Below are 15,318 nucleotides of genomic sequence, written 5' to 3'. Positions count from 1 at the left end.
CTGATCCGGTGACCGAGCGAGTCCCCGGCGGAGTCGTACACAAGCTGCCCACCGACCTGCGCAAGGCGTTGATCGCCAACACCACGGCACTTACCGCCTGGAAGGACATCACGCCGTTGGCGCGCAACGAGTTCATCTGCTGGGTCGAGGATGCCAAGCAGGATACGACTCGAGCGCGCCGCATCCGCCGGACCCAGGAGGAGCTCGAAGAGGGCAAGCGCCGGCCCTGCTGCTGGCCGGGATGCAAGCACCGCGAGCGCACCGGCCGCTAAAAATTGCAACCAAGCTATAACAAACGCCGCCCCACCCGCCCCACAGGACACTAAAGTGCTGTTCGTGCGCAGAGACTTGTTGGCCAATGGGCGGGGCCGGTGGCTGGCCATCGCGGCCTCACTCGTCGTCTCTGCCGGCATGATCTATGCCCAGGACGCAAAACCCGCCTGCTGCGCTCAGGCTCCGGCGGCAGCACCGCCAAGCCAGGCCAGCCCGGCAGCCGGGCCGGCCGGCGCACCGTCGGGCGCGCCGCACACCGCCAGCCCTGAAGAGGTGCAAGCGCTGGCCGCGTTGGCGGCGACCGCTCCCACCAGTGCCACGGACTTCCAATTCGCGTTGCCCGCCGGCCGCGCACCGGAAGGTGGCTTGCAGATCCACACCATCTGGGCGGCGCGGGTGATCAGCGTGCTGTTTCCGCAGATCTCCACCATCGGCGGCTTTCGGCAGGACCCCCTGCCGTGGCATCCCAACGGGCTGGCCATCGACGTGATGATCCCTAACCACGGCAGCCCCGAGGGCATTGAACTCGGCAACCAGATCGCCGGGTACGCCCTGGCGAATGCCAAGCGATGGGGCGTCAACCACGTGATCTGGCGGCAGAAGATCTACCCGGGTGTCGGCGCGGGAAGTTGGACGGCCGACTACGGCAACGAGACCGCCAACCACTACGACCACGTCCATATCGCCACTGACGGCGGCGGATACCCGTCCGGACACGAGGTTTACTACATCAATTCCATGCGGCTTTCCGCGCCGAATTGACCTCTTCATCGACGCATTCCTATCGGGCACTGCAGGCCTATAGGCTGGTGCTTTCGAAGCTTGTGCTTCGTGGGAGGTAACGACATGCCTGCACCGTCAGCCGAGGTCTTCGATCGCCTGCGGCAGTTGTCCGCGATCAAAGACATCAGCGCACGCCCGTCCAAGACGATCGACGAGGTCTTCACCGGCAAGCCGCTGACCACAATCCCGGTCGGCACCGCTGAGGACGTCGAGGCCGCATTCGCCGAAGCCCGCGCGGCGCAAACCGACTGGGCTAAACGCCCGGTCACCGAGCGGATTGAGGTCGTGCGCCGCTATCGCGACCTGGTCGTCGAGAATCGCGAGTTCCTGATGGACCTGCTGCAGGCCGAGGCGGGCAAGGCCCGGTGGGCGGCGCAGGAGGAGATCGTCGATCTGATGGCCAACGCGAACTATTACGTACGCGTTGCCGCCGACCTGCTCAAGCCGCGTAAGGTGCAGCCACTGCTGCCGGCGATCGGCAAGACCACGGTGGGCTATCAGCCCAAAGGCGTGGTCGGAGTGATCTCGCCGTGGAACTACCCGATGACGCTCACGGCGTCCGACTCGGTGCCTGCATTGCTCGCGGGCAACGCGGTGGTGCTCAAACCGGACAGCCAGACACCGTACTGTGCGCTGGCTTGTGCCGAACTGCTGTACCGGGCCGGGCTGCCGCGCGCCCTGTACGCGATCGTGCCCGGACCGGGTTCGGTGGTCGGCACCGCAATCACCGAAAACTGCGACTATTTGATGTTCACCGGCTCGTCGGCCACCGGCAGCCATCTCGCGGAGCAGTGTGGACGTCGGCTGATCGGTTTCTCGGCCGAACTGGGCGGCAAGAATGCGATGATCGTGACGCGCGGCGCCAACCTCGGCAAGGTCGCCAAAGCGGCTACCCGCGCGTGCTTTTCGAACGCGGGCCAGCTGTGCATCTCGATCGAGCGGATCTATGTCGAGAAGGACGTCGCCGACGATTTTGCGCGCAGGTTCGGCGATGCTGTGCGAAACATGAAGCTGGGCACCGCTTATGACTTCTCCGTCGACATGGGCAGTTTGATTTCCCCAGGACAGCTCAAAGCCGTGTCGGAACATGTCGACGACGCAACGGCCAAAGGCGCCAAGGTCATTGCGGGCGGCAAAGCCAGACCGGACATCGGTCCGCTGTTCTACGAGCCGACCGTGCTGACCGATGTCACCCCGGAAATGGAGTGCGCCGCCAAGGAAACGTTCGGACCGCTCGTCTCGATCTACCCGGTCGCCGACGTGGACGAGGCCGTAGAGAAAGCCAACGACACCGAGTACGGGCTCAATGCCAGCGTGTGGGCCGGCTCCCCCGCCGAGGGCGAGAAGATCGCAGCCCAGTTGCGGTCGGGAACGGTGAACGTCAACGAGGGCTACGCGTTCGCATGGGGCAGCCTCAGCGCGCCGATGGGCGGCATGGGAATTTCGGGGGTCGGGCGCAGACACGGCCCCGAGGGCCTGTTGAAGTACACCGAATCGCAGACGATCGCGACCGCGCGCGTGTTCAACCTCGATGCGCCCCTTGGGATTCCGACGACGGTGTGGCAGAAGTCGCTGCTGCCCATCGTGCGGACGGTGATGAAGCTTCCCGGCAGGACGTGACGTACGACGACAGGCTATTCAGGCCAGGCGTTGTTGAGGATCATGTCGACGAAGTCGTCGCGCACGAATGCGGGGTCGTAGTGCGCGAGCACGTCGGCGTTCATGGTTCCGAAGGTGGTGTGGGGACGGTGCTTCATGCCGTGGTTGAAGGCGGCCAGGATGCGACGTTTGAAGTCCGGGCGGGGGTGGGCAGTGGTGACGGCCGCGAGGGCTTCCGAGGAGAGCTCCTCACGGCCGATGCCGACCACGTCGGTCTCGACACCTGCGTTGACCAAGGCGATTTCGGGTTCCAGGAATTGCGGCACGCCTGGGGTGGTGTGCAACGCGATGCTCAGCCATACCGTGCGGGCATTGGCGGGATCGACGCCGCGCTGTAACAGGAAGTCTCGCGCCGCGTTGGCACCGTCGACTTCGAAGCGCAGTTTGGACGTGCGGTAGCGCTCAGTTAGGCCCAGGTCGTGGAACATCGCCGCGACGTAGAGCAGCTCGAGATCTGGTTGCAGCCCCAGGCGCCGGCCCCGCAGCGCGCCGAACAGAAACACCCGGCGGGAATGATCGAACAGCAGGTCGTCTTCGGCGTCACGAATGAATTCGGTCGCCTCGCGTACCAGTGCGGTGTCGGGGATTACGACGTCGGCGATTGTCTGAAGTGACTGAGTGGCCATGACAACTCTCCTCGGTTGTGAACTCCAACAACAATGCGCCCTTACAGCGATGCGCATGCACGGCGATTGAGCCCTCTTGTCCACAAAAAGCGACACAATGGCTCTGTGGCGGAAGCCGATGCGCGTTCTCGGGTGGTCGTGATCGTCGTCTTCGACGAGGTGACGCTGCTGGATGTCGCAGGACCGGCTGAGGTCTTCACCGAAGCCAACCGCTTCGGCGGTAACTATGAGATCAGGATCGCGTCGGTGGACGGGCGCGATGTGACGACCTCGATCGGTACTCGGTTGGGCGTCACGCACAGCATTTCGTCGATAGAATCCGCCGATACCGTCCTGGTCGCCGGCAGTGACAACTTGCCCGCCCGGGCGATCGACCCCGCGCTGATCGAGGCGGTCAAATCGCTGGCGGGTCGCACCCGGCGTCTGGGATCCATTTGTACCGGGTCGTTTATCATCGCGCAGGCCGGCCTGCTGAGCGGCCGGCGCGCCACCACACATTGGCGAGAGAGCCGATCGCTTGCCCGGGCATTCCCCGATATCACCGTCGAGCCCGATGCGCTGTTCGTCCGCGACGGCGATGTCTTCACCTCGGCCGGGATCTCGTCGGGAATCGACCTGGCGCTCGCACTGGTCGAACAGGACTGCGGCACCGAACTCGTGCGCGACGTGGCTCGCTGGTTGGTCGTCTACCTCAAACGCGCGGGTGGGCAATCGCAATTCTCGGTCCTGGTCGAGGCCAATCCACCGCCGCAGTCTGCGCTCCGCGTTGTCACCGATGCGATTGCAGCCGACCCGGGTGCCGACCACAGCGTCAAAAACCTTGCCGCCCGCGCCTCGTTGAGTACGCGTCAGTTGACGCGGCTGTTTCGATCCGAGCTGGGTACCACGCCGGCCGGTTACGTCGAGATGGTCCGGATCGATGCCGCCCGCGCCGCGCTCGACGCCGGCCGCAGCGTGAGCGACACCGCGTGCCTCGTGGGCTTCGGCAGCACCGAAACCCTCCGAAGGGCATTCGTCGACCACCTCGGGGTATCACCGAAGGCCTATCGCGACAGATTTCGCAGCGCCGTCCGCAGCTGATTTCGACGGCCATTTGCCTGCGTGGCCACTTTGATCTTTCTGCCCGATGGGCATCCTGGACGGTATGCATACGATTGACGGTGTTCGCGATCCGGCCGCGAGTTTTCCGCTCAGCACCGCAGTGGACGATGTAGACGAGCGTCATCAGGCCAACCGTGCTGTCGCGGTCAGTGCGGTCGGACTGGCGCTGACCGGTCTCATCGAGTTGGCGGTCGCCCTTGTGTCTGGGTCGGTGGCGCTGCTCGGCGATGCGCTGCACAACTTGTCGGATGTCTCGACGAGCGGCCTGGTGTTCGTCGGGTTTCGGGCATCCCGCAAAACCCCCACCGAGCGATACCCCTACGGATACGAACGCGCCGAAGATCTCGCCGGAATAGGTGTGGCGCTGGTGATTTGGGCCAGCGCACTCTTCGCCTGTCTTGAAAGTGTCAGCAAGCTGCTCCGCCATGGAGGCACCGCTCATCTGGGCTGGGGCATCACCGCGGCGGCGGTGGGCATCGTAGGAGATCAGCTCGTGGCCCGCTACAAGATGGCGGTAGGGCGACAGATCCGCTCGGCAACCATGATGGCTGACGCCAAGCATTCGTGGCTAGATGCGTTGTCGTCGGCCGGGGCAATGCTGGGGCTCGTCGGCGTAGCACTCGGCTGGGGCTGGGCTGACGCGATCGCCGGACTCGTCGTCACCGGATTCATCCTGCACGTGGGCTGGGAGGTGACCGCGGATATCGCTCACCGCATCCTCGATGGCGTAGCCCCCGAAATCATTACCACCGCAGAAAGCGTCGCCATCGGGGTTCCCGGTGTCAGGCACGCACATGCCCGGGCCCGCTGGACCGGACGGACCCTGCGCGTCGAGATGGAAGGCTTCCTCGATCCCGGGACCACGCTCGCAGCGGCCGATCAGATCGGTCGCAGCGTAGCTTCGGCATTGGCTCCGCACATCCCAGAGATGCAGAGCTTCACCTGGACTGCACGAGCCGCATAAAGCCACCCGCGCGAGCAACCCGGCAGAAACTCGGCGTCAAGGCACGACTCGGGCCGGTCTGGGCACGGTGATGAAGCCGCCAAGCGGGGACCTGATCAACGCCGGACGCACGCATCTAAACTCTCACTGCCCCAATGTCTTTGACGCTCACTGACTCCCTTGTTCCGTGCGGACGCAAGACGATTCGACAGCTACAGGACGCAATTGCCACGACCTACTACATTGCGTAGTATGTGCTCTATCCCACCGCGCACAAGGAGGTGCCACGTGAGGTGGAGTTTTGCCCAGATCGGCCTGCTGATTATCTGTGTTTTGCACGTCATCCAGGCAGTTGTCGGCTTCATCTTGGAACCCAGCTTCGCCACCGGGCCCGGCGCGCCGACCGTCCAACTGCTCGGTATGGACTACAACGGTTGGCACGCCATCGCCGGTCTGGCGTTATTCGGCCCGGGGCTGGTGTTCGCGCTGCGCAAGTCCTGGGCGGTGATGTACCTCATGCTCGCCGCGATAGCCGGTGCGCTACCAGGTATTTGGGCCTTCTTCTCGCATCAGGTCGCCGTCGTCCTCACCTTTCCCAACAACACCACCGATGCGGTGGTGCACTTGGTTACCGCAGCAGTGATGATCGCGGTGGCAACCGTACAGATCCGCCTGGACGGCGGACTTCGCAACTCGCTCGCCGACCTGCGCAAAACGGTGCGCCAATCTGACAAGTCCCCCGGCAGCTAGGCCACGACCCGGGTCCGTTACATTCCGCGTAGACGATCGTCGAGAAGACCGCGGGACGGAACCCGAATTTAATCCGATGACTTGTCGGAGTCTTCGGACTCGTCGGACTCGTCGGACTTGTCAGAATCGTCGGAGTCGTCGGACTCATCTGAATCATCTGACTCGTCTGAATCATCCGACTCATCGGACTCGTCCGAGTCATCGGACTCGTCGGACTTGTCGGACTTGTCGGAATCCTTCGAATCCTCAGACTTATCGGAATCGTCGGACTCGTCGGATCTCTCGGATTCTTTGGACTCGTCGGCTTTGTCTGCGTACTTCGTCAGGAGCTCAGCCAGGTCGCGGGCCTCCTCAGGTGTCAACGAATCGTCGAACACCCGCTTGTTGCTGTCAGAGATTCGCTCAAGATAGACCGCATTGTCCTTGGCGCCGACGTCCCAGCGGCCGCCCTCCTCGCTAACCATTCGATGCCCGCCTCCCAAATAGTGACTGATCCCAACAATGAAGCGCCCGCCGGCGCTAGTGAGTTGTTTACCCACTTCTGCTGTGGGGCAATGGTCATGATTTCGCGGGTGTTCGTCCGCCACGCATGTGTCGCGACGTCGCCTGTAGCGGGGCTTTGCTGATCACCTGGCATCAAGCGCGAACATCCCGCTTGAGCCGCCCTGCATAACCCCCACTAAGCCCGACTCGGCTTAGTCTCGGCGCAGGGAGAGGGCTCCCCGGCAATCATGGCCGCGGCCAAGCTGCTACGAACGGACAGAGTCGTGGCTTCCATTGGTGCGCTTAGTCCGGCAAAGAAGGTGGCGCGGAAGGCCGCGATGAAGACCGCCGTCGCCCCGACGATGAGCGGGCCGAAGAGGAGCGGGTGGCGTGCCATGGGCTCTGCGAGGTAGCGGCAACACAACAGCAGGACTGCCAAGAACGTCGCACCGAAGGCGACCAATCCCATCCGCGACCAGATCCGGCCGCGTAACGGTTCGCGCAAGGTCGCCTCCACGGTCAGGCACAACACCGCGCCCGCCACCAAGTCGACGCCGTAGTGGTAGCCGAAGCCCAGTGTCGCTGCGACGGTGCATACCAGCCATAGCGTGCCGCCCACGCGAAGCCAGCGCGGTCCATTACGGGAGTGGATGAAAACGGTCAGCGCCCACGCCGTATGCATCGACGGCATGCAGTTACGCGGAGTTTGGCCGTCGAAGGCCACGGCTCGCGGCGACAGATCAACCGGTGGCAAAGAGTGTGGCCAGTAGTCGCAGATTTGAAAGCCCCCGCCCGCGTCGCCGAACGCAAACTCGGGACCGACAACGGGAAACAACACGTAGATCACCGGCCCGATCAGTGCGAGCAGCAGGAAGGTCGGCACCAGAAAATGCCGCGGCCAACCGCTCGTGCGGACGTTGCGCAGCTGGTAGATCGTAACCAGCATTGCCGCGACAGGCAGTTCGATGTACACCCAGTGCAGCGCGCCGCTGAGAACCGGGCCGGCTGCGTGGACGAGCCGCCCGAACAGCCAGGAGGGTTGTGCGAGCGCGTGATCGGCTAGGAGCGCATATTCGTCGAAGACCTTTGGCCGAACGATCGCGGTGATCCGCAACCAGCTATCGCCGACTTTTGTCGCGACTATCACCAAAAGGCCGAAGGCGATTCCGGGCAAGGCGGGAGTGATTTCGGCGTTCGCCCGGCGCCGCATTGCCACCAGCGCCAATCCGGTGAGCACGATCAGCGGCCCGTTGCCGAACGTCAACGCACCGCCGCGCAGCAGTCTCTCCGCAGCGAAAACAACGTCGAGGACCACGGCTAAGGACAGTGCGACGATCCGCCACCGGTTGGGCAATCCGGCCATGGCCATGCCTAAACCGACCCACGGAACGGTTGCCGACTTCGGGGTGGCGACGTAATCGCTGATCAGGCTGTGCAGCGGACCCTGAAATCCGGACCTATTCGCCGTGAATTGCGACCCGACGAGCAATATGACTATCAATGCGGCGGCGATCGTCGGCCAGGTGCGGGTCAGTTGGACGCGCACCGACGTCGGTCGCACATCGCCGATGAACACCCGGAGAATTTTAGGTGCCCAATGGACGTCAGAGGCGTTAAACCCTCAGGACGCACATCACAGTTTGTCGACAGAAGCTCCAGTTCCGCCGAAACTACCGCCGTACAGGGGCCCTTAGCTGCACATGTGGCATGTATAGCTAACGTGAATTACGTTGCACAACAGCGACTTTGGTAACGCTTAGCGTCAGCAGGGGTCGCCGTCTGGGGTGTAGTAGGGCACGCCTTCCACCGTGTAGCACGGCGGCTGACCGGCGGCGGCCTGCGCGGCCGCCTCTTCGTCGGCGGCGACGGCTACCCTCGCCCCTGGATTAGTGCAGCCGCCGACTGAGACGTGGCGCCCACCCACGTCGCCGCACACATCGGCCTGCGCCGCTGGTGTCGGCGACAACACCGCACCGGATGCCAGCAAAACGCCCGCGAGGATAACTTTGAACATCAAGTGAGTGTATGCCCGCTCACCATTCTCAGAGAGGCAATTGGCGAGTGCGACGACACAGCCTCTGAAGTGGTGCTATCCCGGCCCGCAGAACCCCGGGGGAGGCGGCCGGCCTGAATCCTGATTACAGAGGCCTGATTCTGAGTGCGGATGGGTTGGTGTTGGGGTGGGGGTGTTTCCGGGGTCTGCATTGGCCACGGCGGCGCTCAGCCCCATAACAGCCATCCCCAACCCGGCGGCGAGAACGGTTCTGGCGGCCAACCTTGTCAGCTTGAGCCGAGCGGTCTGGTGGAGGTGATCGGTCATGGTCATGAGGTTCCCTTGTGTGATCGCAGCGCCGCGCGGGCCTTCAGGCTATTGCGGAGGGCCGGCAAATGTCGTGCTTTCGTGGAATTTGCGCTGGTCGCGATATCGAGAGCAAAAGACTTCGAGTTGCGTACCAACCAGGGTCAGAGTGTCCGGTTTCCCGCCGAACAACCCGACAAGTGCCGAAGCACCCGGTTAGATCAGAATGGGATTTCCGACCCACGCCGACAAGCCTGAGCATCGCTGGACGGCTTCGAAGCCTGAGCTCCACCCTTCGCACCGACCACGGGCACGCCACCGGCGTCCGAGAACGCTCAACCGCTGACGTCTCGACCGGGCGGGCTTCGAGAAAGACGTGTGCTTCACAGAACTCCATTGCGCTCCTGAAGCCCCCGCGAGCTCACCCAGCACGCCTCATGAATAGTTATGCGCAACATTGAGGTATCGTTCCCTCGCGTCTGTCGAACTGTTGCGGCGGACGAACGGGCTGTGGCGCAGCTTGGTAGCGCACTACACTGGGGGTGTAGGGGTCGCAGGTTCAAATCCTGTCAGCCCGACCATTTCACGGGCCAGCGGCGTTGGACCGACCAACAGCTCGCCGCTGCGATCGCATCTGCCACGAGCTGGGCTCAGGTCGCACAGGAGCTCGGGCTGGCCGGCGGATCAAGTACGACGACGATACGCGGACACGCGGTACGGCTCGGCCTCGACACCACACACCTTGCCTGGCCGCGACAGCCGCAGATGCCAATCACCATGATGCGTCCGCAACGCTCCAATCTGGCGAGGGCGGGCCTGCTCATGGCAGCGGCATGGTTCGAGCTGTGTGGCCATTCCGTCTCCTGGCCGCTTGAGCCTTGCCGCTATGACCTCGTCGTGTGGATTGGTGCGGCGCCCCAGCGCGTCCAAGTCAAGACGACCACGGTGCAGCAAGGGGGTGCGTGGACCGCATGGATCTCCAATTCCGGCAAGGAACGCGCGACATATGGCCCCGACGAGATCGACTACTTCTTCGTTGTCGACGGTGACTACGGCTACTACCTGATCCCGATGGCCGCCGTCGGCGGTCTGACGGCGATCCGGCTCGCCGCGTATTCGGAGTACCGGCTGCCCGCTGCTGCACCGGTCGGCGGCCTTCCCGACCAGGACTGCGCTAACGCCGCTTGGCTGACCGCTTCTCACGCACCCGCACGTTGATCCGGATCGGGCTGCCCTCGAAGCCGAACGTCTCGCGCAGCCGCCGTTCCAGGAACCGGCGATAGCCCGCCTCCAAGAAGCCGCTGGTGAACAGCACGAACGTCGGCGGTCGGGCGGCGGCCTGGGTGGCGAACAGAACGCGCGGTTGCTTGCCGCCACGCACCGGCGGCGGCGTGGCCGCCACTACTTCTTTGATCCACGTATTCAACGGGCCGGTCGCAATCCTGGTGTCCCATGAGGCCAGCGCACTCTCCATGGCGGGCACCAGCTTTTGCACCGCCCGCCCCGTCTTGGCGGAGACGTTGACCCGCTGCGCCCAGCGCACCTGGACCAGTTCGCGATCGATCTCACGTTCCAGCAGTTCGCGGCGGTCCTCATCGACCAGATCCCACTTGTTGTACGCCAGCACCAGCGCACGCCCGGCCTCGATAACCATCGACAGCACCCGCAGATCCTGCTCGGTAATCTGCTGCGACGCGTCGATGAGGACGATCACCACCTCGGCGAGATCGATCGCCCCGTGGGTACGCACCGATGCGTAGAACTCGTGTCCGCTGGCGTGACCCACCTTGCGGCGCAGGCCGGCGGTGTCGACGAATCGCCAGACCTTGCCGCCCAATCCGATCAACGAATCCACCGGATCGACCGTCGTCCCCGCGACTTCGTGCACCACCGATCGCTCGTCACCGGCCAGCTTGTTCAGCAAAGAACTCTTGCCCACGTTGGGCTTTCCTACCAGCGCCACCCGCCGGGGACCGCCGCCACCCGCCGCCGATTCAGCCACCTCCGGCAACACGGCCAGCACCTTGTCGAGCAGGTCGGCAACGCCGCGACCGTGCATCGCACTGATCGCGTGCGGCTCCCCCAGACCCAGCAACCACAACGCCGCCGCGTCAGCTTCGCCCTTCTCGCTGTCAACCTTGTTGGCCGCCAAGAAGACTGGCTTGCCCGAGCGGAGCAGGATTCGGGCCGCGTCCTCGTCGGCGGCGGTAGCCCCGACGGTGGCATCGACCACCAAGATCACCGCGTCCGCGGTACGCATGGCCACCGATGCCTGTTCGGCCACCAGCTGTTGCAAACCCTTGGCGTCAGGCTCCCACCCGCCGGTGTCCTGCACGACGAACCGCCGGCCGGTCCACAACGCGTCGTAGGAGACCCGATCCCGAGTCACGCCGGGGACATCCTGCACCACGGCCTCCCGGCGGCCCAGGATCCGGTTCACCAGTGTCGACTTGCCGACGTTCGGCCTACCGACGACCGCCACCACCGGAGCGGGACCAACCTCGGCGTCCTCGGAACCGCTTAGCTCCCAGTCGCTTTCGTCGGCCCAGGTGCCGTCCTGACTCACCGCACCGCTCCGCTTCGCTGCGTCACCAACTCCAGCAGGTGATCGATCACTTCGGCCTCGGTCATGTCGCTGGTGTCGACGATCACCGCATCGGATGCTGCGCGCAGCGGCGACACCGCTCGTGTGGAGTCCAGATGATCGCGCCGACGCACATCGGTCAGCACGCCGTCGTAGTCGTCGGCAAGCCCGGCAGCGACATTCTGGTCGTTGCGGCGCCGGGCCCGTGTCTCGGCCGACGCGGTCAGAAAGATCTTCACCGGCGCATCGGGCAGCACGACGGTGCCAATGTCGCGACCCTCGACCACCACACTGCCCGGCCCGTCGGCCAGCTGGCGCTGCAGCTCGACCAGCCGACTGCGCACTGCGGGAACCGAGGACACCGCAGAAACCGCCCTGGTGACGTCGTCGCCGCGGATTTCCGACGAAACATCCTCTCCGGCAAGGTAACAGCGGTCCCCGTCGGGCTCGCGATCGAGCGATAGTGGCACATCCCCGACACGCTCCCCGACCGCCTCGGCGTCGGCAGGGTCGATGCCGGCGCGCAGCACTGCCAGCGTCACGATCCGGTACATCGCCCCGGTATCCAGATAACGCGCTCCCAGTGCACGCGCTAATGCCCTTGACACAGAGGACTTTCCGGTTCCCGCCGGACCGTCGATTGCCACGACCACGTCACTCACAGGCCAACCGCTTTGTAGAGTTGCCCGATCTCGTCATGACGCAGAGCCCGGATGCTGCCCGGACGCTGCTTGCCCAATGACACCGCGCCGATTTCGGTGCGCACCAGCGACTCCACCGGAAAGCCCGCCGCCGCCAGCAGGCGGCGCACAATACGATTGCGCCCCTCGTGCAACGTCAAGCGCACCAACGTCTTTCCCGGGATGGCGTCCACGACCGCGAAATCGTCGACGCGCGCCAGGCCGTCGTCCAACTCGATGCCCCCTCGCAATTTCTTGCCCAGCCCGCGAGGCACCGACCCCGCCACCGTCGCCAGATACGTCTTGGGCACCTCATGGGAGGGGTGCATAAGTCGGTGTGCGAGCTCGCCGTCATTGGTCAGCAGGATCAGTCCCTCGGTGTCTGCATCCAGCCGTCCGACGTGAAACAGCTTCTTGGTGCCCCGCACCCGGCGCTCGACCAGGTCGCCGATGCATGGCCGGCCACGATCATCCGACATGGTCGAATGCATCCCGCGCGGCTTGTTGAGCGCGAGGTACACCAGCGACTCGTCGACCACCACCCTGGCCCCGTCGACGCGGATCACCGAAAGATCCGGATCGACCCGCGTACCCAGCTCGGTCACCAACTGGCCGTCCACCTCGACGCGACCGTCGACGATCAGCTTCTCGGCCGCCCGCCGTGACGCAATCCCAGCCTGGGACAACACCTTTTGCAGGCGTACGCCGTCGGATTCGGCCATCAGTCCTGGTCCACGTCGAACGCTATTGTCTCTGGAGCCTGGCCGCCGTTGAGTTTGATGAAACGTGGCTCGCTGTCCAGGGATTCGCTCAAATCATCGATGGTGTCGACGTCCGGAAGCAGCGGTGCGATGTCGGGCAGCTCGGTCAGCGACGACAACCCCAGGCGCTCCAGAAACAGTTCCGTCGTGACGAACGTCGCCGCCCCGGTGTCGGCGTCTGAACCCGCTTCGGTGATCAGGCCGCGGGCCAGCAGCGTCCGCATGACGGCGTCCACATTGACACCACGAACCGCGCTCACCCGCGCACGCGTCACGGGCTGGCGGTAGGCGACAACGGCCAGCGTCTCCAGCGCGGCCCGGGTCAGCTTGGATCGCGCGCCGTCCAGCAACAGCTTCTCCACGTACGGGGCGAACCGGGCGCGCGTGTACATCCGCCAGCCCTCGCCGGTTTTCCGCAGGTCGATGCCACTGTCGCGGCCGGTGTACTCGTCGGCCATCTGTTGCAGCCGGGCGGAGATCCGGTAGACGGGCTGCTCGGTGGCCGCCGCCAGCGCCTCAGCGGTCACCGGAGTGTCCACCACCAGCAGCAACGCTTCCAGCACCGAGCCAAGCTCCTCGGGATCGAGCACTTCAACTTCGGTGGGCTCGGCGATCTCCGGGAGGCCCAGGTCCAGATCAGGTGGCTGGTCGGTCATGATTCGTCTCGCACTTCGCTGGTCGGCCGTTCCCCGGTCCACGAAACCTGGAGCAAGCCAAGCGGCTCGGACTGCTCGAATGCTACCGCCCTGGATCGATACAACTCGAGCAGCGCCAAAAACCGCCCGACGACCTCGATGGGCGCCCCGCAGTCCGCGACCAGCTCGGAAAACGACGCCCAATGTCCGCTGCCCCGCGATTGCAGCATCCGCAGCAAGTGCTGGGCCTGTTCGGCAACTGAGATCTTCACCTCGTGCAGATGTTCGGTGCCCACCGTCGGGACCGGCCGCGGGACGAACGCGATCGCCGCGATCTGGGCGAACCGTTCGGCGTCGACGCCGAGCATCACCTCGGGAAGTAAGTCGGCGAACCGGTCTTCCAACGACACGGCGCGCGGATAGCTGCGCAATGCGGCGGCCTCGAGCTCGGCGAACATCTGCGCGACGTGCTTGAACGCCCGGTATTGCAACAGCCGCGCGAAGAGCAGATCGCGCACCTCGAGCAGAGCGAGATCCTCTTCGTCGTCGATCTGGCCGGCCGGCAGCAGGCGGGCGGCTTTGAGATCGAGCAGGGTCGCTGCGACCACCAGGAACGCGGTGGTCTCCTCCAAGCCCAGTTGGGAGCCGATCTGGCGGGTGTAGGCGATGAAGTCGTCGGTGACCTGGTGCAGCGCGACCTCGGTGACGTCGAGCCGATGGGCGAAGATCAGCTGCAGCAGCAGATCGAACGGGCCCTCGAAGTTGGTCAGCCGGACCTGAAAGCCGCTCTGCTGTGCCGCCTCGCCGTTCGCACCGGTCTGCGGGGCGTTCACGCGCCGAATCGGTGGATGAATTCGCGGGCCAGCGAACGGTACGCGATTGCCCCACCCGACTTCGGCGCCCACGTCGTGATGGGTTCGCCCGCGACGCTGGTCTCGGGGAAACGCACCGTCCGGGTGATCACGGTGTCGAAAACCAGATCACCGAACCGTTCCACCACCCGGGCCATCACCTCGCGCGAATTCACCGTGCGCGGGTCGTAGCGGGTGATCAGGATGCCGCTGATGTCCAGCTTCGGGTTGAGCCGGTCGCGCACCTTGTCGACGGTGTCGGTGAGCAGCGCCAGACCGCGCAGCGAGAAGAACTCGCACTCGGTGGGGATCACGACGCCGTCGGAGCAGGCCAGCCCGTTGACGGTGAGCAGGCCAAGTGACGGTTGGCAGTCGATCAAGACGTAGTCATAGCGGTCCAGCACCGGGTGCAGCGCGCGAGCCAGCGTCTGCTCCCGGCCCACCTCGTTGACCAGCTGGATCTCGGCGGCCGACAGGTCGATATTGCTCGGCACCAAATCCATGTTCTTGACCCGGGTGTGAATCAGCACATTGTCGATCGATACCCGTGGCTCCACCAGCAGGTTGTGAATCGTCTGGTCCAGTTCGTAGTGCGGCACACCCAGGCCCGCCGAGAGTGCGCCCTGCGGGTCCAGGTCCACCAGCAGCACCCGGCGGCCGTACTCCGCGATGGCCGCGCCCAGGTTGATGGTCGAGGTGGTTTTCCCGACGCCGCCCTTCTGGTTGCACATCGCCACGACCTTGGCCGGGCCGTGCGAGGTGCGCGGCCCGGGCTCCGGGATCGCCCGCGGCGGTCGCCCGGTCAGGCCGATCTCGGGAGCGCTGTCGGGGTGGTCGGTCATACCCTGCCGCTCGTGGTCCAACGCGTGAACATCGCAGGAAGTCTAACG

At 64.7% G+C, this 15,318-nt stretch carries 17 protein-coding genes and 1 tRNA gene; 8 read left to right on the top strand and 10 right to left on the bottom strand.

Features of this window, described 5'->3' with window-relative positions:
* Positions 1-8 precede the first annotated feature (8 nt).
* From A9W99_RS14075 to A9W99_RS14065, 3 genes are all read left to right on the top strand, one after another.
* Positions 9-272, top strand: coding sequence for a YdeI/OmpD-associated family protein (locus A9W99_RS14075; RefSeq protein WP_067378606.1), 264 nt, complete (start codon positions 9-11; stop codon positions 270-272).
* A 55-nt stretch (positions 273-327) separates the two neighbouring features.
* The gene (locus A9W99_RS14070; protein WP_371514960.1) at positions 328-1,035 is read left to right on the top strand and encodes a glycoside hydrolase; all 708 of its coding nucleotides are present in this window, start codon (positions 328-330) and stop codon (positions 1,033-1,035) included.
* 84 nt (positions 1,036-1,119) lie between these two features.
* Positions 1,120-2,676 (top strand): succinic semialdehyde dehydrogenase, encoded by a 1,557-nt coding sequence (locus A9W99_RS14065; RefSeq protein ID WP_067378602.1) that lies wholly within the window; start codon positions 1,120-1,122, stop codon positions 2,674-2,676.
* Positions 2,677-2,690: 14 nt separating this feature from the next.
* Here the strand turns inward: A9W99_RS14065 and A9W99_RS14060 are convergent, their stop codons facing one another.
* Positions 2,691-3,341, bottom strand: coding sequence for an HD domain-containing protein (locus A9W99_RS14060; RefSeq protein WP_067378599.1), 651 nt, complete (start codon positions 3,339-3,341; stop codon positions 2,691-2,693).
* A 105-nt stretch (positions 3,342-3,446) separates the two neighbouring features.
* Here A9W99_RS14060 and A9W99_RS14055 point away from each other — a divergent pair, with 105 nt between their 5' ends.
* The 3 genes from A9W99_RS14055 to A9W99_RS14045 all read left to right on the top strand — a co-directional run bounded on the left by A9W99_RS14055 (position 3,447) and on the right by A9W99_RS14045 (position 6,135).
* Positions 3,447-4,421, top strand: coding sequence for a GlxA family transcriptional regulator (locus A9W99_RS14055; protein WP_253869843.1), 975 nt, complete (start codon positions 3,447-3,449; stop codon positions 4,419-4,421).
* 64 nt (positions 4,422-4,485) lie between these two features.
* Positions 4,486-5,406: a cation diffusion facilitator family transporter gene (locus A9W99_RS14050; protein ID WP_067378823.1), complete on the top strand. Its 921-nt coding sequence runs from the start codon at positions 4,486-4,488 to the stop codon at positions 5,404-5,406.
* A 267-nt stretch (positions 5,407-5,673) separates the two neighbouring features.
* On the top strand, positions 5,674-6,135 hold the full coding sequence (locus tag A9W99_RS14045) for a DUF4383 domain-containing protein (RefSeq protein ID WP_067378595.1): 462 nt from the start codon (positions 5,674-5,676) through the stop codon (positions 6,133-6,135).
* Positions 6,136-6,203: 68 nt separating this feature from the next.
* On the opposite strand, the gene A9W99_RS14040 is transcribed toward A9W99_RS14045, so the two are convergent.
* The 3 genes from A9W99_RS14040 to A9W99_RS14030 form a co-directional block, all read right to left on the bottom strand.
* Positions 6,204-6,599 carry a hypothetical protein gene (locus tag A9W99_RS14040; RefSeq protein WP_067378592.1) on the bottom strand — a complete coding sequence of 132 codons (396 nt, stop codon included), beginning with the start codon at positions 6,597-6,599 and terminating at the stop codon, positions 6,204-6,206.
* 215 nt (positions 6,600-6,814) lie between these two features.
* Entirely contained in the window at positions 6,815-8,194 is a 1,380-nt protein-coding gene (locus tag A9W99_RS14035; RefSeq protein ID WP_082929993.1) for a phosphatase PAP2 family protein, read from the bottom strand.
* Between the two features lie 186 nt (positions 8,195-8,380).
* Positions 8,381-8,632, bottom strand: coding sequence for a hypothetical protein (locus tag A9W99_RS14030; protein WP_067378820.1), 252 nt, complete (start codon positions 8,630-8,632; stop codon positions 8,381-8,383).
* A 789-nt stretch (positions 8,633-9,421) separates the two neighbouring features.
* Between A9W99_RS14030 and A9W99_RS14025 the strand changes: the two genes are divergently transcribed.
* Both A9W99_RS14025 and A9W99_RS14020 read left to right on the top strand, forming a co-directional pair.
* A tRNA-Pro gene (locus A9W99_RS14025) sits at positions 9,422-9,498 on the top strand.
* A gap of 184 nt (positions 9,499-9,682) precedes the next feature.
* Positions 9,683-10,135: a group I intron-associated PD-(D/E)XK endonuclease gene (locus A9W99_RS14020; protein WP_067378587.1), complete on the top strand. Its 453-nt coding sequence runs from the start codon at positions 9,683-9,685 to the stop codon at positions 10,133-10,135.
* Here the strand turns inward: A9W99_RS14020 and der are convergent.
* From der to A9W99_RS13990, 6 genes are read right to left on the bottom strand one after another with little or no spacing between them, the layout of a single operon-like run.
* Positions 10,092-11,483: a ribosome biogenesis GTPase Der gene (gene der, locus A9W99_RS14015; protein ID WP_067378584.1), complete on the bottom strand. Its 1,392-nt coding sequence runs from the start codon at positions 11,481-11,483 to the stop codon at positions 10,092-10,094. The two genes, A9W99_RS14020 and der, sit on opposite strands and share 44 nt — an antisense overlap.
* Entirely contained in the window at positions 11,480-12,163 is a 684-nt protein-coding gene (gene cmk / locus A9W99_RS14010) for a (d)CMP kinase (protein WP_067378580.1), read from the bottom strand. Before cmk ends, der begins: the two co-directional genes overlap by 4 nt.
* Positions 12,160-12,903, bottom strand: coding sequence for a pseudouridine synthase (locus A9W99_RS14005; protein ID WP_067378578.1), 744 nt, complete (start codon positions 12,901-12,903; stop codon positions 12,160-12,162). Before A9W99_RS14005 ends, cmk begins: the two co-directional genes overlap by 4 nt.
* Complete coding sequence (scpB, locus tag A9W99_RS14000; RefSeq protein ID WP_067378575.1) at positions 12,903-13,598, bottom strand: SMC-Scp complex subunit ScpB; 696 nt, start codon at positions 13,596-13,598, stop codon at positions 12,903-12,905. The genes A9W99_RS14005 and scpB overlap by 1 nt, the downstream gene beginning before the upstream one ends.
* On the bottom strand, positions 13,595-14,419 hold the full coding sequence (locus A9W99_RS13995) for a segregation/condensation protein A (RefSeq protein WP_172828876.1): 825 nt from the start codon (positions 14,417-14,419) through the stop codon (positions 13,595-13,597). The genes scpB and A9W99_RS13995 overlap by 4 nt, the downstream gene beginning before the upstream one ends.
* Entirely contained in the window at positions 14,407-15,270 is an 864-nt protein-coding gene (locus A9W99_RS13990; RefSeq protein WP_067378569.1) for a ParA family protein, read from the bottom strand. Before A9W99_RS13990 ends, A9W99_RS13995 begins: the two co-directional genes overlap by 13 nt.
* Positions 15,271-15,318 lie beyond the last annotated feature (48 nt).

Source organism: Mycobacterium sp. 1164966.3 (assembly GCF_001665395.1).
In the GTDB taxonomy this organism is placed as follows: Bacteria; Actinomycetota; Actinomycetes; order Mycobacteriales; family Mycobacteriaceae; genus Mycobacterium.
Note: the sequence above shows the minus strand (reverse complement) of the source record. Positions and strands in the feature narration are given on the sequence as shown.